A 24,142-nucleotide genomic window follows, 5' to 3' on the forward strand; every position below is an offset into this window, starting at 1 on the left:
CTTCCGATCTTAAGTCACTACCGCTTTGGCGGCAAGCCTAAACCACTGCAAGCAATGGCAGGATGTTGAGCGTATCGAATTGGCTAGTGTTGAAAAGCGCGAAACCACGAACCGAAACGTAAACGTAGTCCCAATAGCAGAAATGCTTGAGGTGAGTAGGGGGTCTTTGACTGCCCCCACCCGCATTAAGTTGTGGGTGACAGCTCAAGGGAAAAGCGAAGCAACGCGGCTTCAGCCCGTTGCGTAGCATCCTTTGGGAATCCCCTCTCTTTCAAGGAGGGGAGAAGTCAATTTGCCATAATCAGGAGTACGGGTGTATGCAACGATGGTCGGTTTTGTCCGATAGATTGAGTGTCCGTTTCCGCGCATCGCTGCAACGGACGTGAGAAGAGATGGCTACATCCCCGTGGATGAATCGCAGGGGCTTTGCAATCTCCTCTCAAACTCTCCCCTTTTCGGTAAGCTGCCGCTTTTACGTACCCCCAGTACCCGAAATACCTGAATTTTGCGCTCTTTGCCCTTGAGTTCAAGAGGCCCCCACGCTTCCGTGTCGTAGCGATCGCCTAAATAGTCAAGGGTCTCTTGGGCAACCAAAATCCGGCAGGGACTCATCTGCCGATGTTTATCTACACTTTCAAGGCGGGAGGCTGTGTTAACGCTATCGCCAATGACACCGTACTCTAGGCGGTTTTTACTGCCCAAACTACCCACAACAATCGGGCCGGTGTAAATCCCCGCCCGCATCATGACTTGGGGTAACCCCTGCGCTGCCCACCCTTGATTCAGTTGCTCTAGTAGTCGCCCTAAGGCAAGGGCACAATCTACCGCATTGCGAGCATCGGCAGCAATGCCTTCGCGCGTTGTCCGGGGAAAGGGCMCCCCAAACACCGCCATGATGCCATCTCCAGTAAACTTGTTAATCACGCCATGGTAACTTTGAACCACATCCGCCACTTTTTCGAGGTAGGCGTTGAGCCAATCAAAGAGTTCCTCAGGTTCCATCCCCTCAGAAATGGTGCTGAAGCCCTTCAAGTCGGTAAACAGTAGGGTGGCAATGAGCCGTTGACCGGGTAATTTTCCGTCCTTAAGCAGCTCATCGCGGCGTTCCCACATGGCGGCAGCAATTTCGGGCGACATACTTTGCCCCAGCAGTCGCATCACCATCTGCCGTTGCCGTTGCGCTTGTTGCGCAGTGTAGGTCACCACTGTTCCGCCCGAGAGCAGCAGCGTTAAGGTGGGTGGCACGAGGGGAACCCAGCCCAACTTTAGGAACAGACCATAGCAGCTGACTAGCAAAATCGTCAGACTCAGGCCAACGGCGATCGCCAACCCCAAGGGATGTCGCACCCGCCATGCCAAGATTGCCCCCACCAGAGACCAGAACACCATCCACAGGACTTCCAGCGAATCTGGCCAGAACCAGATCATCGACCGCTGCCCCTGCCCAGCATCAATGAATTGCCCCACCATTTGGGCGTGGATAAACACCCCCGCCATCCGCTGATCATCCCGCAAGCTGGAGCTAAAGGGGGTGTAAAAGAAGTCCTTGCCACTCTCGGCAATATTGCCCACCAGCACCACGCGATCGCGAATTAACGCTGGCGCAACCCGCCCTGCCAACACATCCCCAAGGGGAACCCATGCCACCGCACGATTATCCCCGCGATAGTTGAGCATCACCTGATAGCCTGCGGTATCGGCACCGACATAGCCGCCGTCATTCGGCTGTAGCGGCGTAAACACCGTCTGCCCCAATTGCATCACATTGGGGTCAGCATCACTACCGCGCGGCTCAATTCCCTCGTCCGCAAGATAGCGCAGGGCTAAACGCAGCGAAAAGGAGTAAAGAGGATTGCCCTGATCATCCGCTAAAAACAAAAGATTGCGGCGGACAATTCCCCCCGCATCAACCGTGACATCATTAAACCCCACTTGATCCGCACTGAGCGCTGGTGGCGGCTGAATCGTCGGATGGGTATCATCCCCCACCTTTGTCACCCCAAACAGGCGATCGGAGCTTTGCCACACGCGATTGAGCGCTTGATGACCGGGTTCTACGGGAAAGTCACGATAAATATCTAAGCCAATGGCACGCGGGTTGTGCTGCAAGAGCTTTTGCAGCAATTCCGCATAGACTTGATCCGGCAAGGAAAGGGCGCGGTAGCGTTGAATATCTGCTTCGGTGATGGCCACCACCAGTAGGCGCGGATCTGGCCCCCTAAAGGGGCGTAGCTGCATGAGCCGGTCGTAGGCCGCTAGTTCCAATGGCTGTAGCCCCCCTACGCTGCGCACGCCCACCACAACCATGCTGGCAACGGTACTGGCCATCAAGACAAGACCCAGATCAGCAAAATAGCGGCGAAAGTGGGAAAATAGGGGGGGCATCGGTCATTGTCGAAGGATATTTCCTCTATCGTAGCTAGCTGTGACTTTAGTATTCGCTGTATTTAGTGGCGTAAATCGATGAAGACTGTATTAGTTGCAACGGTGGGCGATCGCCTTGGTGCAGAAGCTATTTATACCCGCTTAGAAACCGATGGCTTTCCGATGGCCAAGGTAAAACTATTGGGGCGGGGTTATAAACAATGGTCAGAGGCGGGAGTCGAAGATCCCTTTGCGACGGCGCGTCAGCAAATGCAGCGAATGCTCCTTTGGCTGGTGCCCTTTGGGTTCTTTGCGGGGTTTACCTTTAACCAAGCCACCCAAATTGACATTCTGCCCAGCTTGAACCGCCTAGATAATAGTTTAATTGGGGGAGTTTTTGGGGCAGTTGCCGGAGCTTTGGGCAGTTTAACTGTTGGCGGCGGACTCAAAGTGGTCATTGCCGGGCGATCGGGAACCCCCTTTGAAACGCGGTTACAACAGGGGAAGTATCTAGTGCTCATTCAAGGGAGTGACAACGAGATTCGCCGGGCAGAGCGCCTCCTCAAAGCCCAGCCCCTTGAATACCTGCAAGCCTATACTCTAGATGAGTAGGAGAAGGGATTGAGGGATGAGGGGGCAGGATTTTGCTAGTGAACTAGGTATTAGGTATTATCCCGGAAGGCTCGAATAACCGCTTGAGTGGCTATTTGCTGATGCTGTGCTGCACCACCCTCAAACTCTCCAAAGCGCACTGTTCCCCCCGTGGTTTGCAGTTGCACCTGAAACACTCGGTTGCGCCGTCCACGGCTAGAGCGCCATTCTTGGGCAATATCGATATTTTGAATCGCGGCGATGGGCATGTGATCGTGACGGCAAAGCAGTTCGTATTTGGCGGTAAACCAAACGGGAACTGAGCCACCAATCACGAGTAACACCCCTGCCAGTCATCCCTCCCAAGGACGGCTGCGCAAAATCAAGCCTTGGAGCGATCGCTCAAGAATTTCCATCGCCGGGGGGCTGTGACGGGGCAATACCGCTATCGTGGTTAGGGGCAAATCGCTGCCATGAAAAAGCCTTGAGGTGGCGATCGCTGGTTTGGTGCAACACTAAATTAGCCAGCAGTTTTGCCGTGATGGGAGCCAAGAGTACGCCGTTGCGATAGTGCCCTGTGGCAAGGTAAAGATTGGTTGCAGGCCCTTGCCCTAAAATAGGCAGTTCATCTGGCGTGGCGGGTCGGTAGCCCCACCATGTATCAATCACTTCATAGTCAACCAGAGTTGGCATGACAGCGGTGGCACGGTTCAGCAGGGTTTGTAATCCTGCCACGGTATTCCCATCCTGAAACCCAACATCTTCACTGGTGGCTCCCACCACAATTTTGCCGGAGCGGCGGGGCACAAGGTATAACTGATCTGCAAAAATAACATGGTTGAGGAACGGTGCGGTGGGGGGGTGCAGCGCCAGCATTTGTCCTTTGCGAGGGGTCACAGGGATTGGCAGCAGTGCCTGACTCCATGCCCCGGTGGCCAGCACGTAGGCACCGGCCAACCAACGCCCGCGATCGCTCTGTAGGGCTGTAATCTCCCCTTGGCGATTCTGATGCCAGTGCTGAACCTGTACCCCTTCAATGATTTCGACACCAAGAATGCGGGCGGCACTCAACAGCACCTTAGCAAGATTGCGGGTATTGACTTGGCCATCCTGAGGGAACCACCATGCCCCTAAGACGGTGTCGGCAAACCCCGGTTGCTTCTGCGCCAATTCCCTTGCCTCTAGCCAGCAACTATCGGGTTCCATAGGGTGGTGGCGATCGCGCCGTTGCAGATCCGTCACAGGAGCCAAGATGCCGCAGGCCCAATAGCCCGCATCCATCCCAGTCAGTTGCTCTAGTTTGTCAATCCATGCGGGATAGAGTTTGCAACTCGCGGTACAGAGGTTCCACATTGCCCCCGCAGGTAGCCCTTCCGCTTGGGGCGCTAACATCCCTGCCGCAGCATGGAGCGCCGCCTCCCGAAATTGGCGACTCAGAACGGTAGGACGTACACCGCGCAGTGCTAGCTCGATGGCGATCGCTAACCCCATTGTGCCGCCACCAATAATCAAAATATCCCGCTGCTCATCGCCAAGGATCATCTATGGATGCTCAATGCTGCCCAAATCTCGCCTTCCTATGATACTGCCTATTTTGCAGCCGAACAGGTGCATACACGGCTAGCCACCTATAGGGTAGAGTCCCACTGGCACATCCAACCGATGGGCAAATGGATGACGCGAGAGAATTGTAGCTTTGACAACAGTTTTCAGTGTTTTGTAACAGTCAATCGCGTCAAATCTAAAGAATTGGTGAAAACCCCATTCCTTTGCAGCAGATGCCCTTATGGTAAGGAAGCAAGATACCTCCTAACTGCGTCTTTGACCCCGCCCTCTTACCGTATGCGTATGGTGTGGGGTCTCTTTTTTCTCATTCCTCCGGTAGCTCTTCGTGGGGATGCACCACCGTATTGGCAGAAACAGCCACCCCTTGATCTAGTTTTTGGCGTACCAGTTGCCCCACCTCTTGGGCAAAGGCGGGGTTCTCTTCCATGTATTTAATGGTATTGTCGCGGCCTTGGGCAAGGTTTTCCCCGTTGTAGGAGTACCATGCCCCCTTGCGGGTAATAATTCCCGTTTCTTCCGCCATATCTAAGATGCAGCCCAGATTAGAAATACCCTTACCAAAAATAATGTCAAACTCAGCAATACGGAATGGGGGGGCAACTTTATTTTTCGCCACCTTGACTTTGGCGCGAATCCCAAACTCCTCCGTCCCCTTTTTCAAGGTTTGCACACGGCGAATATCTAAGCGCACCGATGCATAAAACTTGAGCGCAGTGCCTCCCGTGGTGGTCTCCGGGTTCCCGTAGGTGACACCAATTTTCTGCCGCAGTTGGTTCAAAAAGATCACTGTACAACCGGTTCTCGCGATGTTACCGGTAATTTTGCGCAGGGCTTGGCTCATTAACCGTGCCTGCAGGCCAACGTGGCTATCTCCCATATCCCCTTCAATTTCGGCACGGGGCACAAGCGCCGCCACTGAGTCCACCACCACCACATCAACAGCGGTAGAACGCACCAGTTGATCCACAATTTCTAGACCCGCTTCCCCAGTATCTGGCTGTGCCACCAGTAGGTTTTCAATATCAACGCCAAGGGCAGCGGCATAGGTGGGGTCAAGGGCATGCTCTGCATCGACAAAGGCCGCCACGCCACCTAACTTTTGCACTTCTGCAACGGCGTGTAGAGCAAGGGTGGTTTTACCGGAGCTTTCTGGGCCATAGATTTCAATCACCCGTCCTTTAGGCAAGCCGCCCCCCAAGGCCAAGTCAAGGGTGAGGGCGCCGGAGGAGGTGGTTTCCACTCTCATGCGCGTGGCATCCCCAAGGCGCATAATGCTGCCTTTGCCAAAAGTGCGCTCGATTTGGGTTACAGCAAGGTCAAGGGCTTTACGCTTTTCGGGGGAGAGGCTAACATCACTCATTGAACTATCCTAGGTGGCAAAACAGACGGGCGGTGTGTAGTTTCTAGGGTAGCTTGCGGCGAACCACAATGGCGTTGTTACCCACCACTGGCTCACGAACCAGTGGCTGACCTTGGGTATCCGTAATCACCACGGTGGTATAGCCCAGATCGTGGGCTTGCTGCCAGAGTGCTTGGGCGAGTTGATCTTGCTTGGCGGCACTGAGGTCGTACCAACCCGCTGCCAACATCAGATCGAGTCGATGGTCGCTAGGATTGAGGGTGAGGGTGGGATCAAGGGCATTACTGTAGCGATCGCAGATGGCCAACAGTTGCTGACGAACGGTCGCCGTATCGCTAGGAATGGGAGCGGGCGAAGGGCTGGGGGGCGCTACCGCAGCAGGCGCTACAGGGGCTACCGTTGGTACAGGGGTTGGCGAAGGAGGCGGCTCAACGCTCGTGGATCGTCGCGGCTGTACCAAGATTGTACTGGGAACCTCAGGGCGAGGGCGGGGGGTACTAGGGCTGATCGTAGGACGCTCAGGAGCCTGAAACCAACTCAGGGGATTCAGCCAAAGCAGGAGCAGAAGGATGCCGAGGGCGATCGCGGTTAAGGTGGTACGGTTATAGCGCTCTCTGAGGCCACTGGGTAAGCGCTGTTGCAGCCAGCCCATCGCCTGCCACCATAGCGTGCCAAGGCGTTGTAGCCAAGGGGTAAGTTTTCCTAGCCAAGACGCTTCTGCAGCCAGTTGTGCCGAGGGAATGTGTTGGTTACTCGCTGTTGTCTTAAGCTGTGCCGTAGCTTGACCAAGGAGGTGAGTGATCCCCTCTAGGAAGACGATGGCTTCTCGCAAGAGAATGGGTTGGACAGTTTGCCAGATGGTGGGTTTAGAAGGGGGAGAGGGGGTCATCGGGTGTTCAACTATCTAGCAACCAACGATCTTAAATTACCAAAAAGGGGGCACGCCCCTGCCATGCTCCTGTCGGCTCTGGGAGTACAACGCCTTTTGCAGTGTCAGGGTAACAGCGGATTGGATCTATCTTAGGCGGCTCGGCTGCAATTGCTGAGCATAGTCGCGAAAGCGCTCTAAATCTGCCTGTAATGTACTTTCGACGATCCGCCCTAAAAAGAGGCGATCCATCAGTTGACCTAAAATGCCGGGAATCGCATAGGCCACTGAGAGCTTTACAACCGTGCTGCCGTGGCGATCGTAAAAGCGAATGGCACCACGGTTTGGCAGCCCATCCACTGACTCCCACTTGATGATCTGGTGCTTGATTTGCTTGCGAATGCGCGAGAGCCAACTAAAGTGCCAGTTACCCGTCGCAAGCGTCCAGCGGGAGAGTTCAGCATCGTCGCTGGTAATGACCACTGACTCTATCCACTTCATCCACAGGGGGATTTTTTCTAAATCTGACCACAGCGACCAAACCAAGTCGATGTCGGCAGCAACTTCAATTTGGACGGTGTGCTCTAGCCAGTTCGTCATCGGTTTCCTCCCGCTAAAATTGCTTGAGCCGCTTGTCGTCCAGACATGGTTGCTCCCTCCATACTGTCAATGTAGTCTTGCTGGGTATAACTGCCCGCTAGAAAGAAATTAGGAATGGGTGTTTTCTGGGGAGGGCGATAGGGATCCATGCCGGGGGCTTCACGGTACAGCGATTGGGCGAGTTTGACGACACTGTACCACGTCATTGTTAAGTGCCGCGACGAGGGAAACAGCTCATGGACTTGCCGCAAAACGTGCTGTGCAATCTCTTCGTTGCTGGCTTTAATGAAAGGGTCGCCGGGGGTGAGCACCACTTGCAGGAGAGAGCCTTGGCCTTCCCGGTAGTAATCCGCTGGGCTGGTCAAGGCTAAATCGGCAAAACAGGAAAAGTCGGCATCGGCAGTATAAAGCAGATTATCTAGCCCCGTAGCGGCCACCTGCCGTTGCTTGCTGGGGTCTTGCAGTTCGGTAACCCAACCGTCGAAACGCAGTTGCACTGTGGCCACCGGAACGGCATCTAGTTTGAAAATGTTGTCAAATACTGGTAGCGCACGCCACGCTTGGGGAATCAGGCGTTGAATGCCGGGAACATCGCAGGCACAGAGGTAGGCGTCGGCGGTTACAGTTGCTAGGGGATCGTCATCTTTGGGAATCACTAAGCCATCTACCCGCCACGCGCTTGGCTCGCTACCACTATAGAGAATTTCCTTGACCCGGCGGCGCAGGTGTACCGTTGCGCCACGGGCACTGATGTAGTTCACCAAGGGTTTGAGGAGGTATTCTGCGGGGGATCCCATCAGCATATTCAGGCGCGACGCTTCGGTTTTAGCCGCAAACATCATAAAAATTGTCAGCATACAGCGTGCCGACATGTGCTCTGTGTCAATAAAGCCCAAGGCGTAGGCAATGGGGTTCCACAGCCGCTTTAAGCTATTCTCAGAGCCACCGTGCCGCCGGAACCACTCAGCAAAGCTGAGGCGATCGAGGGCGCGGATCTGTCGCATGGCGCCATTGTAGTCCACCAAACCGCGCACCACTGGACTGGTTCCCAAGGCAATAGCGTTGAAAAATTTATCGACCAAGGAGAGTTGCCCTGTGGTGAAAAATGCTTTGAGACCGTTAAAGGGGGCACCCAAGGCAAACCGGAAGTCCAATTCCCCTACTTGGCCACCGCGATTGATGAAGGTGTGGGTGTGGTCTTTGGGCAGGAGGTGGGCGATCGCCCCCACCTTGGTCATCAACTCAAAGAGGTTGGCGTAGTTATAGAAAAAAACGTGTAACCCCATCTCGATGTGGTTGCCGTCAGCATCCTGCCAACTGCTGACTTTGCCACCAACGAATGGCCGGGACTCATACATTTCAACGGTGTGACCGGCATCGACTAGATCCACTGCCGCCGCTAAGCCCGCCAGACCGGCACCAACAATGACAACCCGCATCAGTGATTCCAGAAAACTTCACAGATTTTAACAATCCTAACATTTTTCGCCAACTGCCCTCTGCCACAAGCATTAAGAAAGTTGGCAGACCCCCACCGCCGCCAATCCCCTGTTCTATGATTAAGGTAACCTTAGTCCATAGAATCGCTCACGCTCACGGTATGCTTATGGCTTCGCGTCGTGTTCTTCGATTTCCCCTTTGGCTTTACCTGAACCAGCCCCTATTTAGCCGTCACTTTATGCTGAATCCCAGACGATTTTGGCTGGAGTATCGCAATGCCTACCTTGAACGCTGTTGGCAGCAGGAGTACACCTCTAAAGGCGAACCATCCTGTTAATCGTTCCCTCGGTTCGCTACAATGGGATAGCTCACTTTCCCAATCAAGATTAGGGACTTTGGTGAGCAGTAAGTTGCACTGCATTCATCCCGCCTGCTGGAACACAGAACACTATGGTTGCTTCCCCTCCCTCTGCTGACGTTGCTGCTAAGCGTTCCAAAGTTGAAGATCTCAAGGAACAGAGTCAGCACCTCCGTGAACCCGTTGCCACAGAGCTGCGAGAGCCAACCAATCGCTTTAGTGAGGCGGGAATTCAGATCCTGAAGTTCCATGGTTCCTACCAGCAAGACAACCGCGATAACCGCGTGAAAGGGCAGGAAAAAGACTACCAGTTCATGCTGCGCACCCGCAGCCCGGCGGGTTATATTCCGCCCCAACTCTACCTGACCTTGGATCGCTTGGCGGACGAGTACGGTAACCATACCCTGCGGGCAACCACTCGCCAAGGGTTTCAGCTACACGGCATTCTCAAGAAGAATCTGAAAGCCGCGATCGCCGCCATTATCCGCAGCATGGGATCCACCCTAGGTGCGTGCGGTGATTTGAACCGGAATGTGATGGCGCCGCCAGCCCCATTTAGGGATCGCCCCGAGTATCGCCTTGCCTACGAGTATGCCCACCGCATTGCCGATTTGCTCACGCCCCAAACGGGTGCTTATTACGAAATTTGGCTCGATGGTGAGAAGGTTATCTCTGCTGAAGAGCATCCTGAGGTCAAAGCAGCCCGCCAGCGCAACGGTACCGGCACCATTTTTCACGACAACGAAGAGCCAATCTATGGCGATCGCTACATGCCGCGTAAGTTTAAGTGCTGTGTCACAGTCCCCGGGGACAACTCGGTGGATTTGTTTTCCCAAGACCTCACCCTCGTTGTGATCACTAACAAAAAAGGCGATCTAGAGGGCTTTAATATCTATGCGGGGGGCGGTTTGGGGCGCACCCACAATAAAGAGGACACCTTTGCCCGCATGGCCGATGAAATTGGCTTTGTGGCTGCTGCTGATGTGTACGATGCGGTGAAAGCCATTGTGGCAACACAACGGGATTATGGCGATCGCTACAATCGTCGCCACGCCCGCCTGAAGTACTTAATCCATGATTGGGGAGTCGCCAAATTCAAAGCCAAAGTCGAAGAGTATTTTGGTAAACCCCTTGCTCCCTTTCGTCCCTTGCCGCCGTGGCAGTACCATGACTTTTTGGGCTGGCACTCCCAAGGAGATGGCAAGTTTTTTTATGGGGTCTCCATTGCCAATGGTCGCATCCTTGATCGCGATAGCTTCAAGCTCAAAGCAGCTCTGAAAAAAATCGTCAAAGAGTTTAATGTGCCGTTGCGGGTCACCCCCCACCAGAACGTGCTGATCTGTGATGTGGCTCCCAATCAGCAAGATGCCATTCAACTGATTTTGCAGCAGCATGGGATTCCTGATGTTAGCGCTATTGATTCCCTAGAGCGCTACAGTATGGCTTGCCCAGCACTCCCCMCCTGCGGCTTGGCCATTACCSAATCCGAGCGTGCCATTCCGGGGGTTTTAGAGCGGATTCGTCGCCTCATGGATCGTCTTGGGTTAGAGGATGAGCATTTTGTGATCCGGATGACGGGGTGCCCGAACGGCTGCGCTCGCCCCTACTTAGCTGAACTAGGCTTTGTGGGGATTGTGCCGGGAACGTATCAAACATGGCTGGGGGGCAGCCCTCACCAAACTCGCTTGGCTCAAGTTTATATCGAGCGGTTGCCCATTACGGAACTGGAGGCCACCCTTGAGCCGTTACTTGTCTATTACCGCGATCGCCGCCACAGTGGCGAGTCCTTTGGGGATTTTTGCCATCGGGTCGGCTTTGAGGCACTGCGCCAGTTTGCCGCAAGCTATACCCCCCCTGCAACCCAGCGCAAACGCTATCGCGTGGACGTACAGGCAGAGCAGTATCAGCAACTAAAAGCATTGGCAGCAGCAAAGGGAGTGTCGGTGGCCGCCTTAACCCGCCAAGCCCTGCAGCAATACCTATCAGCCCAGTAGCCAATCGCTCTGCTGAGGGGCTAGGGCACGGGAAATAGCATCAACGGCAGACATGCCCTGACGCTTGGCCGTGTTAACCAGTGATGGGTTTTGCCACACGCAAACGGTCATGCAGCACCGAAGCGCTGAACAATTTGACGGTGAACAGTGAAATAGCCTGACACACAATGCTGGAGATGAGGTTTTAGCAGGATGTGGGCGTGTGCAAGGGCATGGAAGGGAATAGAGGGATAGAGGTGGTGCTCGGCATGGTAGGGCATGTTCCACATCAGCAGGCGAACCGGCCATAGGGTGAGGGTGGTGCGGGTATTGGTCAGGCCATTGCTATCTTGGGTGCAATCGGTGTGCTCCGCCAGCAAAATAAACCGCAGCACTGGCTGGCCTAGCACCAAGGGAAATGCCCATCCCACCAGTAGCCAAGGATAACCAACTACTACCGAGAGTGCTGCGGCAATTCCATAGACACCGAGTTGCCAGCGGGCAGACCAAACGACCTCGGGGCGAACTTCGGCGCTGATGTAGGGGTAGCCCTCTAACCGACCGCGAACGAGGTTGGCAAAGGTTTGCACCTTGCCCCACCACCACGGTATGCCACTCAGTTCCCAAAGGTACTGTTGCCAGTTAGTGGGCTTAGGAGCATCGAGTTCTGGGTCTTTGCCTAGAATTTGGGTGTAGCGATGGTGCCACTTGTGGTAGCGCCGATAAAAGTCACTGTTGTAAAAGCAGAGTAAGCCCGCTAGCCAAGCCACTGTGTCGTTGAGGCGTTGATTTGCAAATGCAGTGCGGTGAGAGCACTCGTGTAGGGTCGCAAACATTGTTGCCAAGCTAGTGCCGTAGAGCAGTAAGGCGGGAATGGCTAACCACCAACGGTGTCCCAGTTGGGTCATCCAGACGCTGCCACTCAGCACCAGAAGACCCACATGAAGTGCGAGTTGGCGGATCCCTGCCCAGTTTGAGCGCTGGTTTAAGGTCTGGAGTGTGGCAGTGTCGATGAGAGGCTGCGCAGACGTGATCATGACATCAAGGGCAGTTTGCAATAATAATGGGGGGCTAACTCGCCAGCTTAGCTTGTTTTTCCATCCTGTGGCTACTGTTTAGGTTTGGGGAATCTAGCGGTCTTTGCGCCGTTGCAGCCCAGTGGCGATCGCGATGTAAATGAGGCTATGGAGCAGGAGTACACCCCAGTTCAACAGCAGGTTTGTCGGGGTTGGGTCATAGACAGGACTTGGATCAAAGGGTTGGGGCGGTGGCTCAAAGAGGCCAAAGTCAAGGGGGGGCGGTACCATGGCATTGACCTTAATTAAGGCACCGTAGGCTCCCATGCTCCAACGGCCAATTGTTACCCACGAGAGGATCACGGCTAATCCTTGAAGCTTAAATAACACCCCTGCAAAAATAATTTGTGGCAACAGCAGCGGGGGTAACACTTTACTGGCTTGATCGCTATTGCTGACCGCACTGGAAACTAACAGCCCCAAGCTAAGGCTGGCCACAAGGGTCAAAAAGGTTGTGACGGCAACGCCCAACGGCCAAGGCATGAGCGCCCCGGTGGGCACACCAAACCCAAGGACGGCAACCACCGTAATCAGCAGCGTTTGGACAGCAGCCATTGCCTTGCCAAGGGTGAGCTTGGCAGCCATGTAGGCCGGAAGACTGAGGTTGGCGAGGCGCTCGCGGCGGTAAATGGGGACTTCGGTAATCAGAGCCTGTGCCCAACTGGATAACCCCACCCATAAACAGGCGCAGGTAAACACAAAGAGTACCCGTAAGGTTTGAGCCGCTTGGAGCAGTGAGGGCGGATCTTGGGGTAAGAACGGTGAGGTCTCAAGAGCAAAACGGGTCAGCAGGAGGGCAATGGGCACACTCACCAGATTCAGTGCCAAACTGAGGCGATCGCGCTCCATCAGCCGCCACTGCCGTTGACACAGTACTTGCCACTGGTACAGATGATTGGGGGCGGGCTGTTGACTTGGCGCAGGGACGTTGGGGGTACCACTCCCAAGGGCAACATCGGTATTATTGGGGGCACAGCCAGCACTGAGGCGGTTTTCTAGGTAATTTTTGTAGTCTGGGGACTGGCGAAACCGCTCACTCCATTCGTAGGCGGCGCGATCGCCCTCGCCTGCGGCCAAAATGCCGTAGATTTCAGCCACAGACCTTAGGGGGGGCGACCCATTAGGACTAAAAAACTGACACGCGCGCTCCGCAGGCCCGAAATAGCAGAGGCGACCACCACGGCCGAGAATCGCGAGGCGATCGCACAGATGCACATGGCTAGTGGCATGGGTTACCAGAATAATTGTCCGACCTTCGTCCGCTAGTTGGCGCAGCAGTTGCATCATCGATAAATCAAGCCCAGGATCGAGGCCAGAGGTGGGTTCGTCAAGGAAAAAGAGCTTGGGATTAGCCAATAACTCAACAGCAATACTGACGCGCTTGCGCTGGCCACCGCTGAGATCCGCCACCAATTGCTGGGCAACAGGGGTTAACTGCACTTGCTTGAGAACTCGCTGGACACTCTCGTGGCGGGTGGTGGCATCGGTATCTGCCGGCAGACGAAGTTGGGCAGCAAAAGTTAGCACCTCGGTGACCGTTAAGCGGGTATGCACAATATCGTCTTGGGGCACATACCCCGTTTGGTGGCGATAGGCGCAGCGGTTTTGGTACAGGTCTTGGCCATTCAGGAGGACTTTACCAGCTTGGGGAGGCGTAAGCCCCATGAGGACTTTCAGCAGGGTTGACTTGCCGGTGCCACTACCGCCAACAATGCCAATAAGCTGCCCGGGTTCAGCCACAAAGGTCACCCCTGCCAACAGGAGGCGATCGCCGTGGGGTGTCGTTACTCGCCGTTGCAGATGGTAAGCATCTAGGCGAATTTGACTACCTTGATCCGTAACCTCCAGTATCTCATTGCGGTAGAGCAGCGCAAACGGGCCAATGCGGATTTGGTCACCATTGCGCAGGGTGTAAGGAGCTTTGAGGAGTTGGTTATTCACGTAGGTGCCGTTACTACTGTTTAAGTCCCGCAGGACGTAGAGACCCGCAGTGGTACGGTCAAGACTGGCATGGCGTTGGGAGACAGTGGGAGCGTTAAGCTGCCAGTGCTGATAGCTGTTTGTTGCGTCTCGCCCCAGCGTGAGAGGCCATTGGCTGAGTTTTTTCAGATTCAGCCGTCGTTGCTGGGGTAACGGCGGCGGTGTTGCAGTGCCTGCCGACTGAATTTGGACAAACATCTGTACTTTGTTCGCGGGGTCTTGGCCAATTTCAAGCCGTAGGGTGTCCGCTAGCTTAAACCCTTCCCCAATACCAATCCGAGTATGCTGATGAAAAATACCATTGGTGCTGCGGCGCTGTTCGCCATCCCCATCCCAGAGACAATAGCTCTGCCCTTCTTTAGTAAAAACTGCATGACGACTGGAAATCACTGACCAGATGGAATCGTCCGGAACAACTAAATCCGCCCACTGGCGATCGCGACCCAAGCGATGCTGGGATTGGGTGAGGTGATAGGTTAACGTCTGCCCTTGACTTTCAAGGATGAGTGTTATCGTTGGTCGATCAAAAACCGTCTTGGCAGACATGGCGCACGTGACATACTCCGGACACTCATGCTAACGCATAGCATGCGAGCTTCTCAGTGCCCCCCAAGATCTCATCGGGCGTATCCTGAGCTTTATTGACGGAATGCCCTACCCCCCAGTGTTTGATATTGATTGCAGCATTATGCCCACGGGACAATGCCAAACCGCAAACAGGGCAACGATGCCAGCGGTCTTGAAAAGCCCAAAATGCCCCCTGCCCTAGGCAAAACCAGCGTACATACTGGCCTCGTTCTTCTGCCTTCAGGCAAGGGGTGCTAAAACAAGGGTATGGGATTACATCATCCCCATACCACCCATACCGGGGTCAGCCGCAGGTGCCGGTTTAGGTTCTGGTTTTTCCACCACTAAGGCTTCTGTGGTTAGCACCATCCCAGCAATGGAGCCAGCATTTTGCAAGGCGCAGCGCACGACTTTTGCTGGGTCAATAATGCCGGCGCTGATCAAGTCTTCGTAAGCCCCTGTAGCAGCATTGAATCCATGGCTAAACCCGGCTGAGCGCACATTTTCAACCACAACTGAGCCTTCCACGCCAGCGTTTGCTGCAATTTGAGCTAAAGGTGCCGCCAGAGCCGTTGCCACAATCCGCGCACCCGTTTGCTCCTCGGCACTGAGGCTGGGCAAAAGGGCGTCAATACGGCTGGCAAGGTGCAGCAGCGTTACACCACCCCCCGGCACAATTCCTTCTGCAACGGCGGCCTTGGTGGCATTGAGGGCATCCTCTAAACGGAGCTTGCGATCCTTAAGTTCAGTTTCGGTGGCTGCGCCCACTTTAATGACGGCTACACCGCCAACGAGCTTGGCAATCCGCTCCTGTAGCTTTTCCTTGTCATACTCGGAATCGGTGTCTGCTAGTTGCTTTTTCAGTTGCTCAACCCGCTTTTGCACATCCGCTGTATTCCCCTTTTCCGACACTAGGGTGGTTGTATCTTTGGTAATGGTGACGGAAGAGGCTTCCCCCAACATGGTGATTTCCACATCTTCTAGGGTGAGGCCAACCTCTTCAGAAATGACTTGCCCCCCTGTGAGCACGGCAATGTCTTGGAGCATGGCTTTGCGGCGATCGCCAAAGGCCGGTGCCTTGACCGCGACCACATTCAGAACCCCCCGCAGTTTATTGACCACTAGGGTGGCTAAGGCTTCCCCCTCCACATCCTCAGCGATAATGACTAACGGACGGCCACTGCGGGCAACCTTTTCAAGGGTGGGAATCAGATCTTGAATGCTGCTGATTTTTTTATCCACCAAGAGCAGATAGGCACCGGTCAATTGCACAATCATTCGCTCAGGATCGGTGACAAAGTAGGGGGAAATATACCCACGGTCAAACTGCATCCCTTCAACAATTTCCATTTCAGTATTCAGGGATTTTGACTCTTCGATGGTGATCACCCCATCTTTGCCCACTTTGGCCATGGCTTGGCTCAGCATGGTGCCCACCTCTGGGTCATTGCCCGCAGACACAGCGGCAACTTGGGCAATCATGTCTCCCTCAACCGGCTTGGCAACTTCGGCGATACCGGCAACAACGGTGTTGATTGCTTTTTCCAYCCCCCGCCGCAGTGCCACTGGGTTTGCCCCCGCCGCCACGTTTTTTAAGCCTTCGCGGATGAGGGCTTGGGCTAAAAGCGTTGCCGTTGTGGTGCCATCCCCAACGACATCATTGGTTTTGGCCGCCACTTCCCGCATCAGTTGGGCACCGGTATTTTCGTAAGCATCTTCTAGTTCAATTTCTTTGGCAATGGTCACGCCGTCATTGACAATTTGGGGGGCGCCATACTTTTTCTCTAGCACCACATTGCGCCCCTTGGGACCGAGGGTAATTTTAACGGCATCGGCAAGGGCATTAATGCCACGCTCTAAGGCACGGCGTGATTCTTCATGAAAAACAACTAATTTGGCCATAGGTGGCTATCCTTACGGGGTAACTTTGGTTCAGTCGCGATAACTTGCAACAAGTGGCAGACTTAAGTGCCATGTAACACCATACTCTGGGGGTGAATGGCAGAGCAATACAACTTGATGTAGGGTATTCCGCACTTGCTGCCCCCGCTCTAGCAGACAGTAATTAATGGGCAAGCCCCCATCGTCTAGCCACCATGCCGTGATCCAGTCTCGTGTTGCGACGTTGCAATGATCGCAGTTATGGTTGTTGTGGTCTCATTGGGCGATTGCCGGGGCGACGCTGCTGCATTTGAGTTGCTAAGGCTTGGCGTTGCTGTGGGGTCAGAATACTACGCATGGCTAGCATACTCTCAAACCGCAGGGATGCCAGTTGGTTTTCTAGCTCCCGAACTTGCTGGTGCTTGGCACGAATCTGATCGTCACTGGCAGTGCCACTCATCATCTGCCGCAGCTCTTCTTTGGCAGTACGCAGCTGGTTACGGGTTTGCTCCATGCGGCTTTGATATTGCTGCCGTACGGCTTGTAGTTGTTGCCGCTGCTCTGGGGTAAGGTTGAGGTTCTCGAAGTTACGATAGCCGGGGGGCGTGTGTGCAGGCTGCGCTACCGTAGCAGGGGCAATGGCTAGCATGGGGCTGAGGCTACCACACAGGAGTAGGGCGGTTAGGCTTTGTTTTAACATAGGGATTCTCCGAGTTTGTCACGAATGGTATAGGGCGTACACAGGCCAATGAGGCTAGTCAATAACTGTGAGGTCAGAACTAGGCGAGAGGTCAGATTCGTGAAAGATCACCTGCCAGTTATGGCTGATAAAGGCTTCCACAGAATCGGGTGAGTAGTCTTGAGTAACTTGGGGAGGTGGCTTCAACAGCCACGCGGTTGTGACGGTGGCGATCGCCCCGGTGCTCAGCAGAGTGAGTGTGCGCCACCAGCGTTTTGCTTGCTGTTGCTGTTGCAGCGCGGCTTGCACAATGACGCGATCAAGCTGGGGATGGGGGGGTGGCGGAGTGCCTGCATAGGTTCGCAAAAAATTAACCAAGACGGTATCCTCGCAAGACTCAGATGACGGCGGGAGGTTCATAGACTCACTCCTGCATTGGTAAAGTAGGTGCGTAAGGTTCCCCGAGCACGAAACAAGCGGGACTTAACCGTCCCCACAGGAATGCGTAAAATTTCGGCAATGTCCTTTTGGGGGAGTCCCTGTAAATCGTGCAGTACCAGTACACTACGGTAATCTAAGGACAACTGAGCTAGGCCCCGCTGGACTAAATCTTCGTAGTGTAATTGCTTCAAATCGGGACCGGGGGTGAGGGGTTCGCTGTTGTGAAGGTACTCATGGTGACGCGATTTGCGGGTGGCAAGCTGGCGGCGATAGTCGCAGGCCACGTTCCATGTAATTCGGTACAACCATGTGGAAAACTTTGCTTCGTGCTTCAGCCCCCGCAGACCTTTCCACGCCCGCAAAAACACTTCTTGAACCAAATCATCGAGGGCGATCGCCCCACAGAGCTGAAAGAGTAGCGATCGCACCCGCTGCTGGTGCCGTTGATACAGTTCACGAAAGCCATGGGGATGTCCAGCAAGGCATTGCTCAATCACTGGACGGTCAGGGTCAGACACCTTGGCTTGTGGGTGTACGCTTGGTGCAGCCGTCATCAACGGTAGGGGTATAGATACACTCATCGGAGGTATCGCTCCATTAACGTAATCACCTATTCAGACTCAAGGAGCCGAAAAGGGGTTCACACTGGTTGATCTATAACTGATCTACAACTGATCTACTTGAAGGTTTCCTTAAGCACAGTTCGGGCGGCTAAATGGTTGCGCGTTGTTGTTAAGATTTCTGCTTCCCGCAGCAGGCGATCGTAGGTGGACTGCAACTCTAGAAGGCTCTGTTGCTCCTGAGCTACACCCCGAAAATTACTGGCAATCCAGTAGGATAACTCAAGAGCGGCTGTGGGAACATCTGGCGGCAATTCCATGGCTTGATCTGTCAGCTTGGCAGACAGGCGCACCACATCATCGAGAAGTTGGCGTACTTCCGCCGCAAGAGGGCGCAAATCGATAGTGGTCGGCTCGTCGTCTATCCACTCCACTAAGCCAACTCGATAGGGCTTTTCACGGGTGTAATCTAAAATACGAAAGCGTTGCTGCCCTAAGGAATCCACGAGCATCCGATCGTCCGGTAAGCGCTCGTAGCGACGCACTTCGGCGCAGCACCCCACAGTGGCTGGACGACCCGTTTGCGGATCCCACATCACAATCCCGAAGCGGCGATCGCCCTCAAGGATTGTGTTCATCATAATCCGATAACGAAATTCAAAAATGTGTAGGGGTAAGGGGCGCCCAGGAAATAGCACCACATCCGGCAACGGAAAAATGGGCAGCTCGCGAACAGCAATGGACGAAAAGGCCATAGGAACAGTCAACGGATGTCAGTGCCTCTATCGTACCCTACTTTCAGGGAGCAGAGGATGCGGAACCGGGGACTTGAACCCCGAAGTCCTTGCGGACACTAGAACCTGAATCTAGCGCGTCTACCAATTCCGCCAGTTCCGCACTTGCGACAATTTGGTCAGCGATCCTTTATCGTGCCTGATAGGGGGAGTATCTGTCAATGTATTATTGCGAACTATTATTGCGAATTGCCGCGAAAGGTAATAAAAAAGGTTTGGCCATCAAGTGTGCCGTTGGCTGTAGCACTTAGAATGCGTTGATTGGCTCCATAGCGAGCAGTGACACCACCACTGGCATCGGCCATGCCCGAGCCACTCAGGCGAATATCTAGGGTGTAAGCGTCTCCCTTGATGAGAGTACCCCCAAAAGAGATCAGGCGGCCATCAGCTAAGCGAATGGACATATCCACCTTGTTATCGGCCTCTATGGCAATGCTCATAAAGGTCACACCAATGTTAGGGCGACCGGCTAGGCCAAAAATACCTGTACCGTTTTGGGCGTAGAATGTAGTTGCTGTCGGGGTTTCCTGTACGGGCGCAGGGGGCGAGTTGGCGATCGCCCCTAGGGGTAAGCCCAGTAGGAGGCTGAGAATCAATCCTAGGGTTTGCATACTGAGTTAAGTTCGTAACGCTCTAAGGGTAAAGACGATGATTACCTTGCAAAAGTTACCATCAGCAGTCCCCCTGTGAGGGCAAGCGTGACAAGACAAAGCTGGCGGGTTAAGGCAAGTGCCATACCAACTGTAGCGGGTTCAATAGGATGTAGCGGCTCACCGAGGTATGGTTTAACCTTTATTTGACCCCGGTAGGTGTTGACTCCCCCCAACTGCACCCCTAAGGCTGCCGCGTAGGTACACTCGCTCCAGCCAGAGTTAGGACTCGGATCCTTGGGGGCATCGCGCCAACACCACTCCCACACCCGCTGCCAACGGCCTGAGCACAGTGCCCCAAGGAGTACCAAAAAACGACAGGGGAACCACGTCAGTAGATCATCGGTTTTAGCGGCAAACCATCCCCAGTGGGTATAGGGTGGCTGGCGATAGCCAATCATCGAGTCAAGGGTACTGGCCGCTTTGTAGGCCATGACGAGGGGGAGTGGCCCCACCTGCGGGACAAAGAGGCTGGCGATCGCCCCGTAAAAGAGTGGCGCAATGACCCCATCCGTCGCATTTTCGCTAACGGTTTCTAGGACGGCTCGCAGAATCTCAGTTTCGTCTAGCTGAGCGGTGTCTCGCCCCACGTATTTGGCTAAGCATTGCCGTGCCTGCGGTAAATCGCCTGCGTGTAGCACCTGCAGCACCTCCTCGGCGGCCTCCCGTAAACTGCGTCCCGCCAAACCACTGGCAGTCCCCACCACTGCTAGCCCCCACCCCAGCAGCGGTGAAAGGTCGGTTGCGGCTTTAACAATTCCCCAAGATATGCAGGCCGCACCGCCAATCAAACTCACACTCAGGAGAGCACCCCCAAGGCGCTGCCCCCACATTGGCCACCCTTGGCCATAGCGACAGCTGTTGCTCACCCATTCAATATAGGTTCCCATCCAGCGCACCGGATGCGGCCAGCCCCACGGATCCCCAAGGCCATAGTCCAGTAGGGCAGCGGCAATCAGAATGGTATAGGCAATTTGCGGGGAGAACACAGGTGCTTGAGGAGGGACTGCTGGCGAGCAATAGCTATCTTAACTGTCCGGTTCCGGCTGGGTTTCTGCGCGCTCAAAGGCGGGGCAATAGCCCTCTGGTGCCACTTTGAAGTTATACAAGGCGGAGGCTTCATTCCAGCAGCGTTGCCCGCGATAAAACTGGCAATTAAAACAGCTTTCCTGCTCAGGGGCGATCGCTGCGGTCATTCCCAGAACTTCTTTGGGGGTCATTCCCCGCACCAGCAATTGCTCTCCCTGCCATGAGGCTAAAATAAAGCCTGTATCTGCTAAGCGGCGCCAGCGGGGATCGGCGGTAATGGCGGCCGGCAGACGGATCAGGGCATCGTCATTCCACTCGCTGACTTCACCTTCGTAGGCAAGCTGCACTAAGGAACTGGGGGTGGAAAGAGTGAGTTGGCCAATGGGAAATTGAATCGTGGAGCCACTGGTGGGGGTATGCAGGTGGTAGCGGTTACTCAGTTCATTGAGACTGGCCAAATCTGCTAAGTAATTTGGATCACCGTGAATGAGGACAACGTGTTGGGGGCGAATATTGTGGATGAGCTGGGTCGTGGCAGGACCATCAGCGTGCAATGACAGCAAAAAGCTATCCACTTCGACCTGGGGGAGTTGACTGAGTTGCGGGTCAAGATCCCGAAAGGGCTGACCATAAAGTAACCGGGGATACAGCACCAACCACGGGCGATCGCCGCGCTCTAGGTAAGGCAATAATTCCTGCCCTTGATCCACAAGGACAATGGTGGCTTGCTCTGGACGGGGACTAATTTGGTCAAGGCTGCTCAGGGGTTGAACTTGGGGCTTGACCCGCTGATCCCAAAAGAGGGCTTGATGTTGGGCAAAGTTTTGGATCGCTGTGGGTAGGTGGGGCAACACCGTTAGGTAAGCATCGCAACTGCGGGCGATCGCCGTTGTCACCCAAATCTGAATCGGTTGACCGGTAAATAAATGGTGGCTGCGCAACAAAATGAGGATTTCTTGGGCTACCCCAAGGGGAGGCAAGGGCAGTAGGACGTTGTACCCCTGATCGACCGCCGTGCGGATGCGTTCGGCCAATTGATTTTCCTGCTGGCGACGGTGGGGATGCCGCGCTGTCCCAAGGCTGGCTTCAATAATGAGCACATCCGGCTGCAACCCCCGCAGATCCGCAAGGGGTAACCCCTCAGCAAAACGCGTATTAGAGAGAAAAAAGTCCCCTGTATAAACCACACTCAGGGGCGGCTGCTCAGAGTTCGCCTCTTGATAGGTCAAGGCAAACACGGCGGCTCCGGGTAAGTGACCCGCGGGAAACAGTTCTGCTGTTAAGCCGTCTCCAAATTCCACTGGCGATCGCCATGGCAAGGCACGACAAAACGGTGGCACCTCTTCATCCGGCCAGTTCAGGGGTAACAGTTGAGCGGTAACTTCACTGGCATAGACGGGGATGTGGGGAAAGCGTCGATGGAAAGCGAGTAAACTCTGGGCATGATCGGCGTGGGCATGACTGCATAACACTAGATCAAACGGATGCTCTTCAATTTCCTCTAGTGGCAACACCGATAGAGATGGAATACCACAGTCTAGGAGAATACGATAGGTGCCAAGCTCTAAACCAATGCACACCCCTTCCCCTGCGTGACCCACCCCATAGTTGAGGCACTCGATCATCAACTCCGATCAGTGACCCTCCTTAGTGCGCCGAGCCATTGCCATGATAGTTATCGCTATCGTAGTAGCCATTCTGGGTGCCAAAGACGAGACACAATAGAATAAAGACTGGCGTAATCCCTAATAGAATAGGCTTAACGCTGATGACAACATCCATGGATTTGACTCCTAGTTTGGCTCAAAATGGCATAGGCTGCTGCTATTCAGTTTAGCGCAGAGATTTAGGCTAGAGCTGCAACGGCCAACGTTCTCCCTGCTGGCGATCGCCCCTGTAACGGCGGAGCGAACTACTCAACAAGCGTGCTGATCACTGTTCCGGCCTCTATGGTTAATCCACGATTTATTTATAGCGATCGCTTTCTTGATCACCGCTGCCGCCAGTTTCATTTTGAGCGCCCAGAGCGGTTGACGACCATTTGTCAGCACCTACGCACCGCATTTCCCAACGCAGTATGGCGGGAACCCACCCCAGTGAGTGAGGGTTTGCGATGTTGGCTCGAGCAGATTCACAGTCCTTTGTACCTACAGCAGTTAGCCGATATTGCAGCAGCGGGGGGAGGGTGGCTGGATGCCGACACCTACCTCAATGAACACAGCTATGATGTTGCCCTGCTCGCCGTCCAAGCTTGGCTGGATGGAGTCAATGACACCTGCTACACTCAATCTCCCGTGTTTGTGTTAGCGCGCCCCCCGGGGCACCATGCACTGCGGGAGCGGGGAATGGGCTTTTGTTTGCTGGCGAATGCTGCGATTGCGGCTCACTACGGACTCAGCGTAGCAGGAATTGAACGGGTGGCGATCCTCGATTGGGATGTTCACCACGGCAACGGCACCCAAGCCTTAGTGCAACATCACCCGCAAATCGCCTACTGCTCCCTGCACGAGAGTCCTGCCTATCCCTATACCGGTGCTGAGAGCGATCGCGGCTGCCATGGAAATGTGCTTAACCTACCGATGGCCGCAGGAGCAACCGGAGCCACCTATCAACTGGCGTTTAGAGAGCGCGTCATTCCCTTTTTACAGGAATTTGAGCCAGACCTATTAATTCTTAGTGCTGGCTACGATGCCCACCGAGATGACCCACTTTCGGGGATTGACCTTGACGACACTGACTACGGCTGGATGATCGGCCAGTGCTTGCAGATCACTCACCGTATCGTTGTTGGCTTAGAAGGAGGGTATAACCTCGATGCGTTGGGGCGTTCAGTGGTTGCAACTGTGCAGGCAATAGCTCACTGATCTAACACGTCTAAAACAATGTATTGATAGCCCTTAAGCCACTGCTATACATCTGCCCCTTGCCGCTACCCCTGAGGACGGTCACGCTCCAACAACCCGCGTCACTTCAGGTGAGTTAGCGGAATCACGCTCTATGTAGTCATAGGATAGCCAGTTGTAGTGGACTAAACCCACGGCGTGGGCAAAGAGTTTGGCAGGCTCTGCTGTCAACAATTCGTCAATATCGTGTGGGTGCAACCACTGCTCAACGTCATCGAGCAACTCCAGTTGTACCGAGGGAACGACCTGCGATTGTCCCCAGCCATAGTCTTCAGCATAGACATAGTAAACTTCCCCTGACTGAAGTCAGGGGCTTTCAGTAGCCCTGAGCCTGTTATGTTCTGCAAGAGAACAAGACAAGCCCGAACCTCTAGGCTGGTTTACAACAGCCCCCAAAAGCGCAATTACACTAGCACCATTGAAATCTGCGTCTCCTGTCCAGCCACAATGCCTGCACTTAAA

General features: G+C 54.4%; 22 protein-coding genes, 1 tRNA gene and 1 pseudogene. 4 read left to right on the forward strand and 20 right to left on the reverse strand.

Annotation, left to right across the window (positions count from 1 at the left end; genetic code table 11):
* Nucleotides 1-396: 396 nt before the first annotated feature.
* Nucleotides 397-2,385, reverse strand: a complete 1,989-nt coding sequence (locus L5470_RS11640; protein WP_499500069.1) for a CHASE2 domain-containing protein — start codon at nucleotides 2,383-2,385, stop codon at nucleotides 397-399.
* Nucleotides 2,386-2,463: 78 nt separating this feature from the next.
* On the opposite strand from L5470_RS11640, the gene L5470_RS11645 reads away from it, so the two are divergent.
* Entirely contained in the window at nucleotides 2,464-2,976 is a 513-nt protein-coding gene (locus tag L5470_RS11645; RefSeq protein ID WP_499500070.1) for a hypothetical protein, read from the forward strand.
* Nucleotides 2,977-3,026: 50 nt separating this feature from the next.
* Here the strand turns inward: L5470_RS11645 and L5470_RS11650 are convergent, their stop codons facing one another.
* The 6 genes from L5470_RS11650 to zds all read right to left on the reverse strand — a co-directional run bounded on the left by L5470_RS11650 (nucleotide 3,027) and on the right by zds (nucleotide 8,788).
* Nucleotides 3,027-3,299 (reverse strand): hypothetical protein, encoded by a 273-nt coding sequence (locus L5470_RS11650; RefSeq protein ID WP_499500071.1) that lies wholly within the window; start codon nucleotides 3,297-3,299, stop codon nucleotides 3,027-3,029.
* Between the two features lie 58 nt (nucleotides 3,300-3,357).
* Nucleotides 3,358-4,497 carry a glycine oxidase ThiO gene (gene thiO, locus L5470_RS11655; RefSeq protein WP_499500072.1) on the reverse strand — a complete coding sequence of 380 codons (1,140 nt, stop codon included), beginning with the start codon at nucleotides 4,495-4,497 and terminating at the stop codon, nucleotides 3,358-3,360.
* 328 nt (nucleotides 4,498-4,825) lie between these two features.
* Nucleotides 4,826-5,881 carry a recombinase RecA gene (gene recA, locus L5470_RS11660; RefSeq protein WP_448515515.1) on the reverse strand — a complete coding sequence of 352 codons (1,056 nt, stop codon included), beginning with the start codon at nucleotides 5,879-5,881 and terminating at the stop codon, nucleotides 4,826-4,828.
* Nucleotides 5,882-5,924: 43 nt separating this feature from the next.
* Entirely contained in the window at nucleotides 5,925-6,770 is an 846-nt protein-coding gene (locus L5470_RS11665) for a hypothetical protein (protein WP_099798168.1), read from the reverse strand.
* 126 nt (nucleotides 6,771-6,896) lie between these two features.
* The gene (locus L5470_RS11670) at nucleotides 6,897-7,349 is read right to left on the reverse strand and encodes an SRPBCC family protein (RefSeq protein ID WP_099798169.1); all 453 of its coding nucleotides are present in this window, start codon (nucleotides 7,347-7,349) and stop codon (nucleotides 6,897-6,899) included.
* The gene (gene zds, locus L5470_RS11675; protein ID WP_499500073.1) at nucleotides 7,346-8,788 is read right to left on the reverse strand and encodes a 9,9'-di-cis-zeta-carotene desaturase; all 1,443 of its coding nucleotides are present in this window, start codon (nucleotides 8,786-8,788) and stop codon (nucleotides 7,346-7,348) included. Before zds ends, L5470_RS11670 begins: the two co-directional genes overlap by 4 nt.
* 167 nt (nucleotides 8,789-8,955) lie before the next feature.
* Between zds and L5470_RS11680 the strand changes: the two genes are divergently transcribed.
* The gene (locus L5470_RS11680; RefSeq protein ID WP_198406277.1) at nucleotides 8,956-9,126 is read left to right on the forward strand and encodes a hypothetical protein; all 171 of its coding nucleotides are present in this window, start codon (nucleotides 8,956-8,958) and stop codon (nucleotides 9,124-9,126) included.
* A gap of 113 nt (nucleotides 9,127-9,239) precedes the next feature.
* The gene (gene sir, locus L5470_RS11685; RefSeq protein WP_499500074.1) at nucleotides 9,240-11,141 is read left to right on the forward strand and encodes a sulfite reductase, ferredoxin dependent; all 1,902 of its coding nucleotides are present in this window, start codon (nucleotides 9,240-9,242) and stop codon (nucleotides 11,139-11,141) included.
* Nucleotides 11,142-11,248: 107 nt separating this feature from the next.
* On the opposite strand, the gene L5470_RS11690 is transcribed toward sir, so the two are convergent.
* The 12 genes from L5470_RS11690 to L5470_RS11745 form a co-directional block, all read right to left on the reverse strand.
* The gene (locus L5470_RS11690; RefSeq protein ID WP_099798173.1) at nucleotides 11,249-12,157 is read right to left on the reverse strand and encodes a fatty acid desaturase family protein; all 909 of its coding nucleotides are present in this window, start codon (nucleotides 12,155-12,157) and stop codon (nucleotides 11,249-11,251) included.
* Nucleotides 12,158-12,250: 93 nt separating this feature from the next.
* Nucleotides 12,251-14,722 (reverse strand): ATP-binding cassette domain-containing protein, encoded by a 2,472-nt coding sequence (locus L5470_RS11695; RefSeq protein ID WP_499500075.1) that lies wholly within the window; start codon nucleotides 14,720-14,722, stop codon nucleotides 12,251-12,253.
* Nucleotides 14,723-15,016: 294 nt separating this feature from the next.
* Nucleotides 15,017-16,645, reverse strand: coding sequence for a chaperonin GroEL (groL, locus tag L5470_RS11700; RefSeq protein ID WP_499500076.1), 1,629 nt, complete (start codon nucleotides 16,643-16,645; stop codon nucleotides 15,017-15,019).
* Nucleotides 16,646-16,883: 238 nt separating this feature from the next.
* Entirely contained in the window at nucleotides 16,884-17,324 is a 441-nt protein-coding gene (locus tag L5470_RS11705) for a Spy/CpxP family protein refolding chaperone (protein ID WP_099798176.1), read from the reverse strand.
* A 54-nt stretch (nucleotides 17,325-17,378) separates the two neighbouring features.
* Nucleotides 17,379-17,681 (reverse strand): hypothetical protein, encoded by a 303-nt coding sequence (locus L5470_RS11710; protein ID WP_198406123.1) that lies wholly within the window; start codon nucleotides 17,679-17,681, stop codon nucleotides 17,379-17,381.
* 38 nt (nucleotides 17,682-17,719) lie between these two features.
* The gene (locus tag L5470_RS11715) at nucleotides 17,720-18,298 is read right to left on the reverse strand and encodes a sigma-70 family RNA polymerase sigma factor (protein ID WP_499500077.1); all 579 of its coding nucleotides are present in this window, start codon (nucleotides 18,296-18,298) and stop codon (nucleotides 17,720-17,722) included.
* Nucleotides 18,299-18,420: 122 nt separating this feature from the next.
* The gene (locus L5470_RS11720) at nucleotides 18,421-19,059 is read right to left on the reverse strand and encodes an LON peptidase substrate-binding domain-containing protein (RefSeq protein WP_099798179.1); all 639 of its coding nucleotides are present in this window, start codon (nucleotides 19,057-19,059) and stop codon (nucleotides 18,421-18,423) included.
* A gap of 58 nt (nucleotides 19,060-19,117) precedes the next feature.
* Nucleotides 19,118-19,201: transfer RNA gene (locus tag L5470_RS11725), tRNA-Leu, on the reverse strand.
* A gap of 76 nt (nucleotides 19,202-19,277) precedes the next feature.
* On the reverse strand, nucleotides 19,278-19,709 hold the full coding sequence (locus L5470_RS11730; RefSeq protein ID WP_448515061.1) for a hypothetical protein: 432 nt from the start codon (nucleotides 19,707-19,709) through the stop codon (nucleotides 19,278-19,280).
* 41 nt (nucleotides 19,710-19,750) lie between these two features.
* Nucleotides 19,751-20,737 (reverse strand): adenosylcobinamide-phosphate synthase CbiB, encoded by a 987-nt coding sequence (cbiB, locus tag L5470_RS11735; protein WP_499500078.1) that lies wholly within the window; start codon nucleotides 20,735-20,737, stop codon nucleotides 19,751-19,753.
* Nucleotides 20,738-20,776: 39 nt separating this feature from the next.
* A complete protein-coding gene (locus tag L5470_RS11740) occupies nucleotides 20,777-22,402 on the reverse strand; it encodes an MBL fold metallo-hydrolase (protein WP_499500079.1) in 1,626 nt (541 codons plus the stop codon).
* A gap of 22 nt (nucleotides 22,403-22,424) precedes the next feature.
* Entirely contained in the window at nucleotides 22,425-22,559 is a 135-nt protein-coding gene (locus tag L5470_RS11745; RefSeq protein WP_257790494.1) for a DUF8629 family protein, read from the reverse strand.
* Between the two features lie 167 nt (nucleotides 22,560-22,726).
* Here L5470_RS11745 and L5470_RS11750 point away from each other — a divergent pair, with 167 nt between their 5' ends.
* Entirely contained in the window at nucleotides 22,727-23,641 is a 915-nt protein-coding gene (locus tag L5470_RS11750) for a histone deacetylase family protein (RefSeq protein WP_448527731.1), read from the forward strand.
* Nucleotides 23,642-23,986: 345 nt separating this feature from the next.
* Here L5470_RS11750 and L5470_RS11755 read toward each other — a convergent pair.
* Nucleotides 23,987-24,142, reverse strand: a pseudogene (locus tag L5470_RS11755) (RNA-guided endonuclease TnpB family protein); the annotation flags it as partial.

It is taken from the genome of Synechococcus sp. PCC 6717, from assembly GCF_022698185.1.
Taxonomy (GTDB): Bacteria; Cyanobacteriota; Cyanobacteriia; order Thermosynechococcales; family Thermosynechococcaceae; genus Thermosynechococcus; species Thermosynechococcus lividus.

Excerpts from the sequence above, each read along its gene's own strand:
- L5470_RS11740 (WP_499500079.1), bottom strand. The coding sequence starts at position 22,402 with ATGATCGAGTGCCTCAACTATGGGGTGGGTCACGCAGGGGAAGGGGTG.
- thiO (WP_499500072.1), bottom strand. The coding sequence starts at position 4,497 with ATGATCCTTGGCGATGAGCAGCGGGATATTTTGATTATTGGTGGCGGC.
- L5470_RS11680 (WP_198406277.1), top strand. The coding sequence starts at position 8,956 with ATGGCTTCGCGTCGTGTTCTTCGATTTCCCCTTTGGCTTTACCTGAAC.
- recA (WP_448515515.1), bottom strand. The coding sequence starts at position 5,881 with ATGAGTGATGTTAGCCTCTCCCCCGAAAAGCGTAAAGCCCTTGACCTT.
- L5470_RS11730 (WP_448515061.1), bottom strand. The coding sequence starts at position 19,709 with ATGCAAACCCTAGGATTGATTCTCAGCCTCCTACTGGGCTTACCCCTA.
- L5470_RS11670 (WP_099798169.1), bottom strand. The coding sequence starts at position 7,349 with ATGACGAACTGGCTAGAGCACACCGTCCAAATTGAAGTTGCTGCCGAC.
- L5470_RS11645 (WP_499500070.1), top strand. The coding sequence starts at position 2,464 with ATGAAGACTGTATTAGTTGCAACGGTGGGCGATCGCCTTGGTGCAGAA.
- L5470_RS11720 (WP_099798179.1), bottom strand. The coding sequence starts at position 19,059 with ATGGCCTTTTCGTCCATTGCTGTTCGCGAGCTGCCCATTTTTCCGTTG.
- L5470_RS11750 (WP_448527731.1), top strand. The coding sequence starts at position 22,727 with ATGGTTAATCCACGATTTATTTATAGCGATCGCTTTCTTGATCACCGC.
- L5470_RS11745 (WP_257790494.1), bottom strand. The coding sequence starts at position 22,559 with ATGGATGTTGTCATCAGCGTTAAGCCTATTCTATTAGGGATTACGCCA.
- L5470_RS11705 (WP_099798176.1), bottom strand. The coding sequence starts at position 17,324 with ATGTTAAAACAAAGCCTAACCGCCCTACTCCTGTGTGGTAGCCTCAGC.
- L5470_RS11715 (WP_499500077.1), bottom strand. The coding sequence starts at position 18,298 with ATGACGGCTGCACCAAGCGTACACCCACAAGCCAAGGTGTCTGACCCT.
- zds (WP_499500073.1), bottom strand. The coding sequence starts at position 8,788 with ATGCGGGTTGTCATTGTTGGTGCCGGTCTGGCGGGCTTAGCGGCGGCA.
- L5470_RS11695 (WP_499500075.1), bottom strand. The coding sequence starts at position 14,722 with ATGTCTGCCAAGACGGTTTTTGATCGACCAACGATAACACTCATCCTT.
- L5470_RS11690 (WP_099798173.1), bottom strand. The coding sequence starts at position 12,157 with ATGATCACGTCTGCGCAGCCTCTCATCGACACTGCCACACTCCAGACC.
- L5470_RS11665 (WP_099798168.1), bottom strand. The coding sequence starts at position 6,770 with ATGACCCCCTCTCCCCCTTCTAAACCCACCATCTGGCAAACTGTCCAA.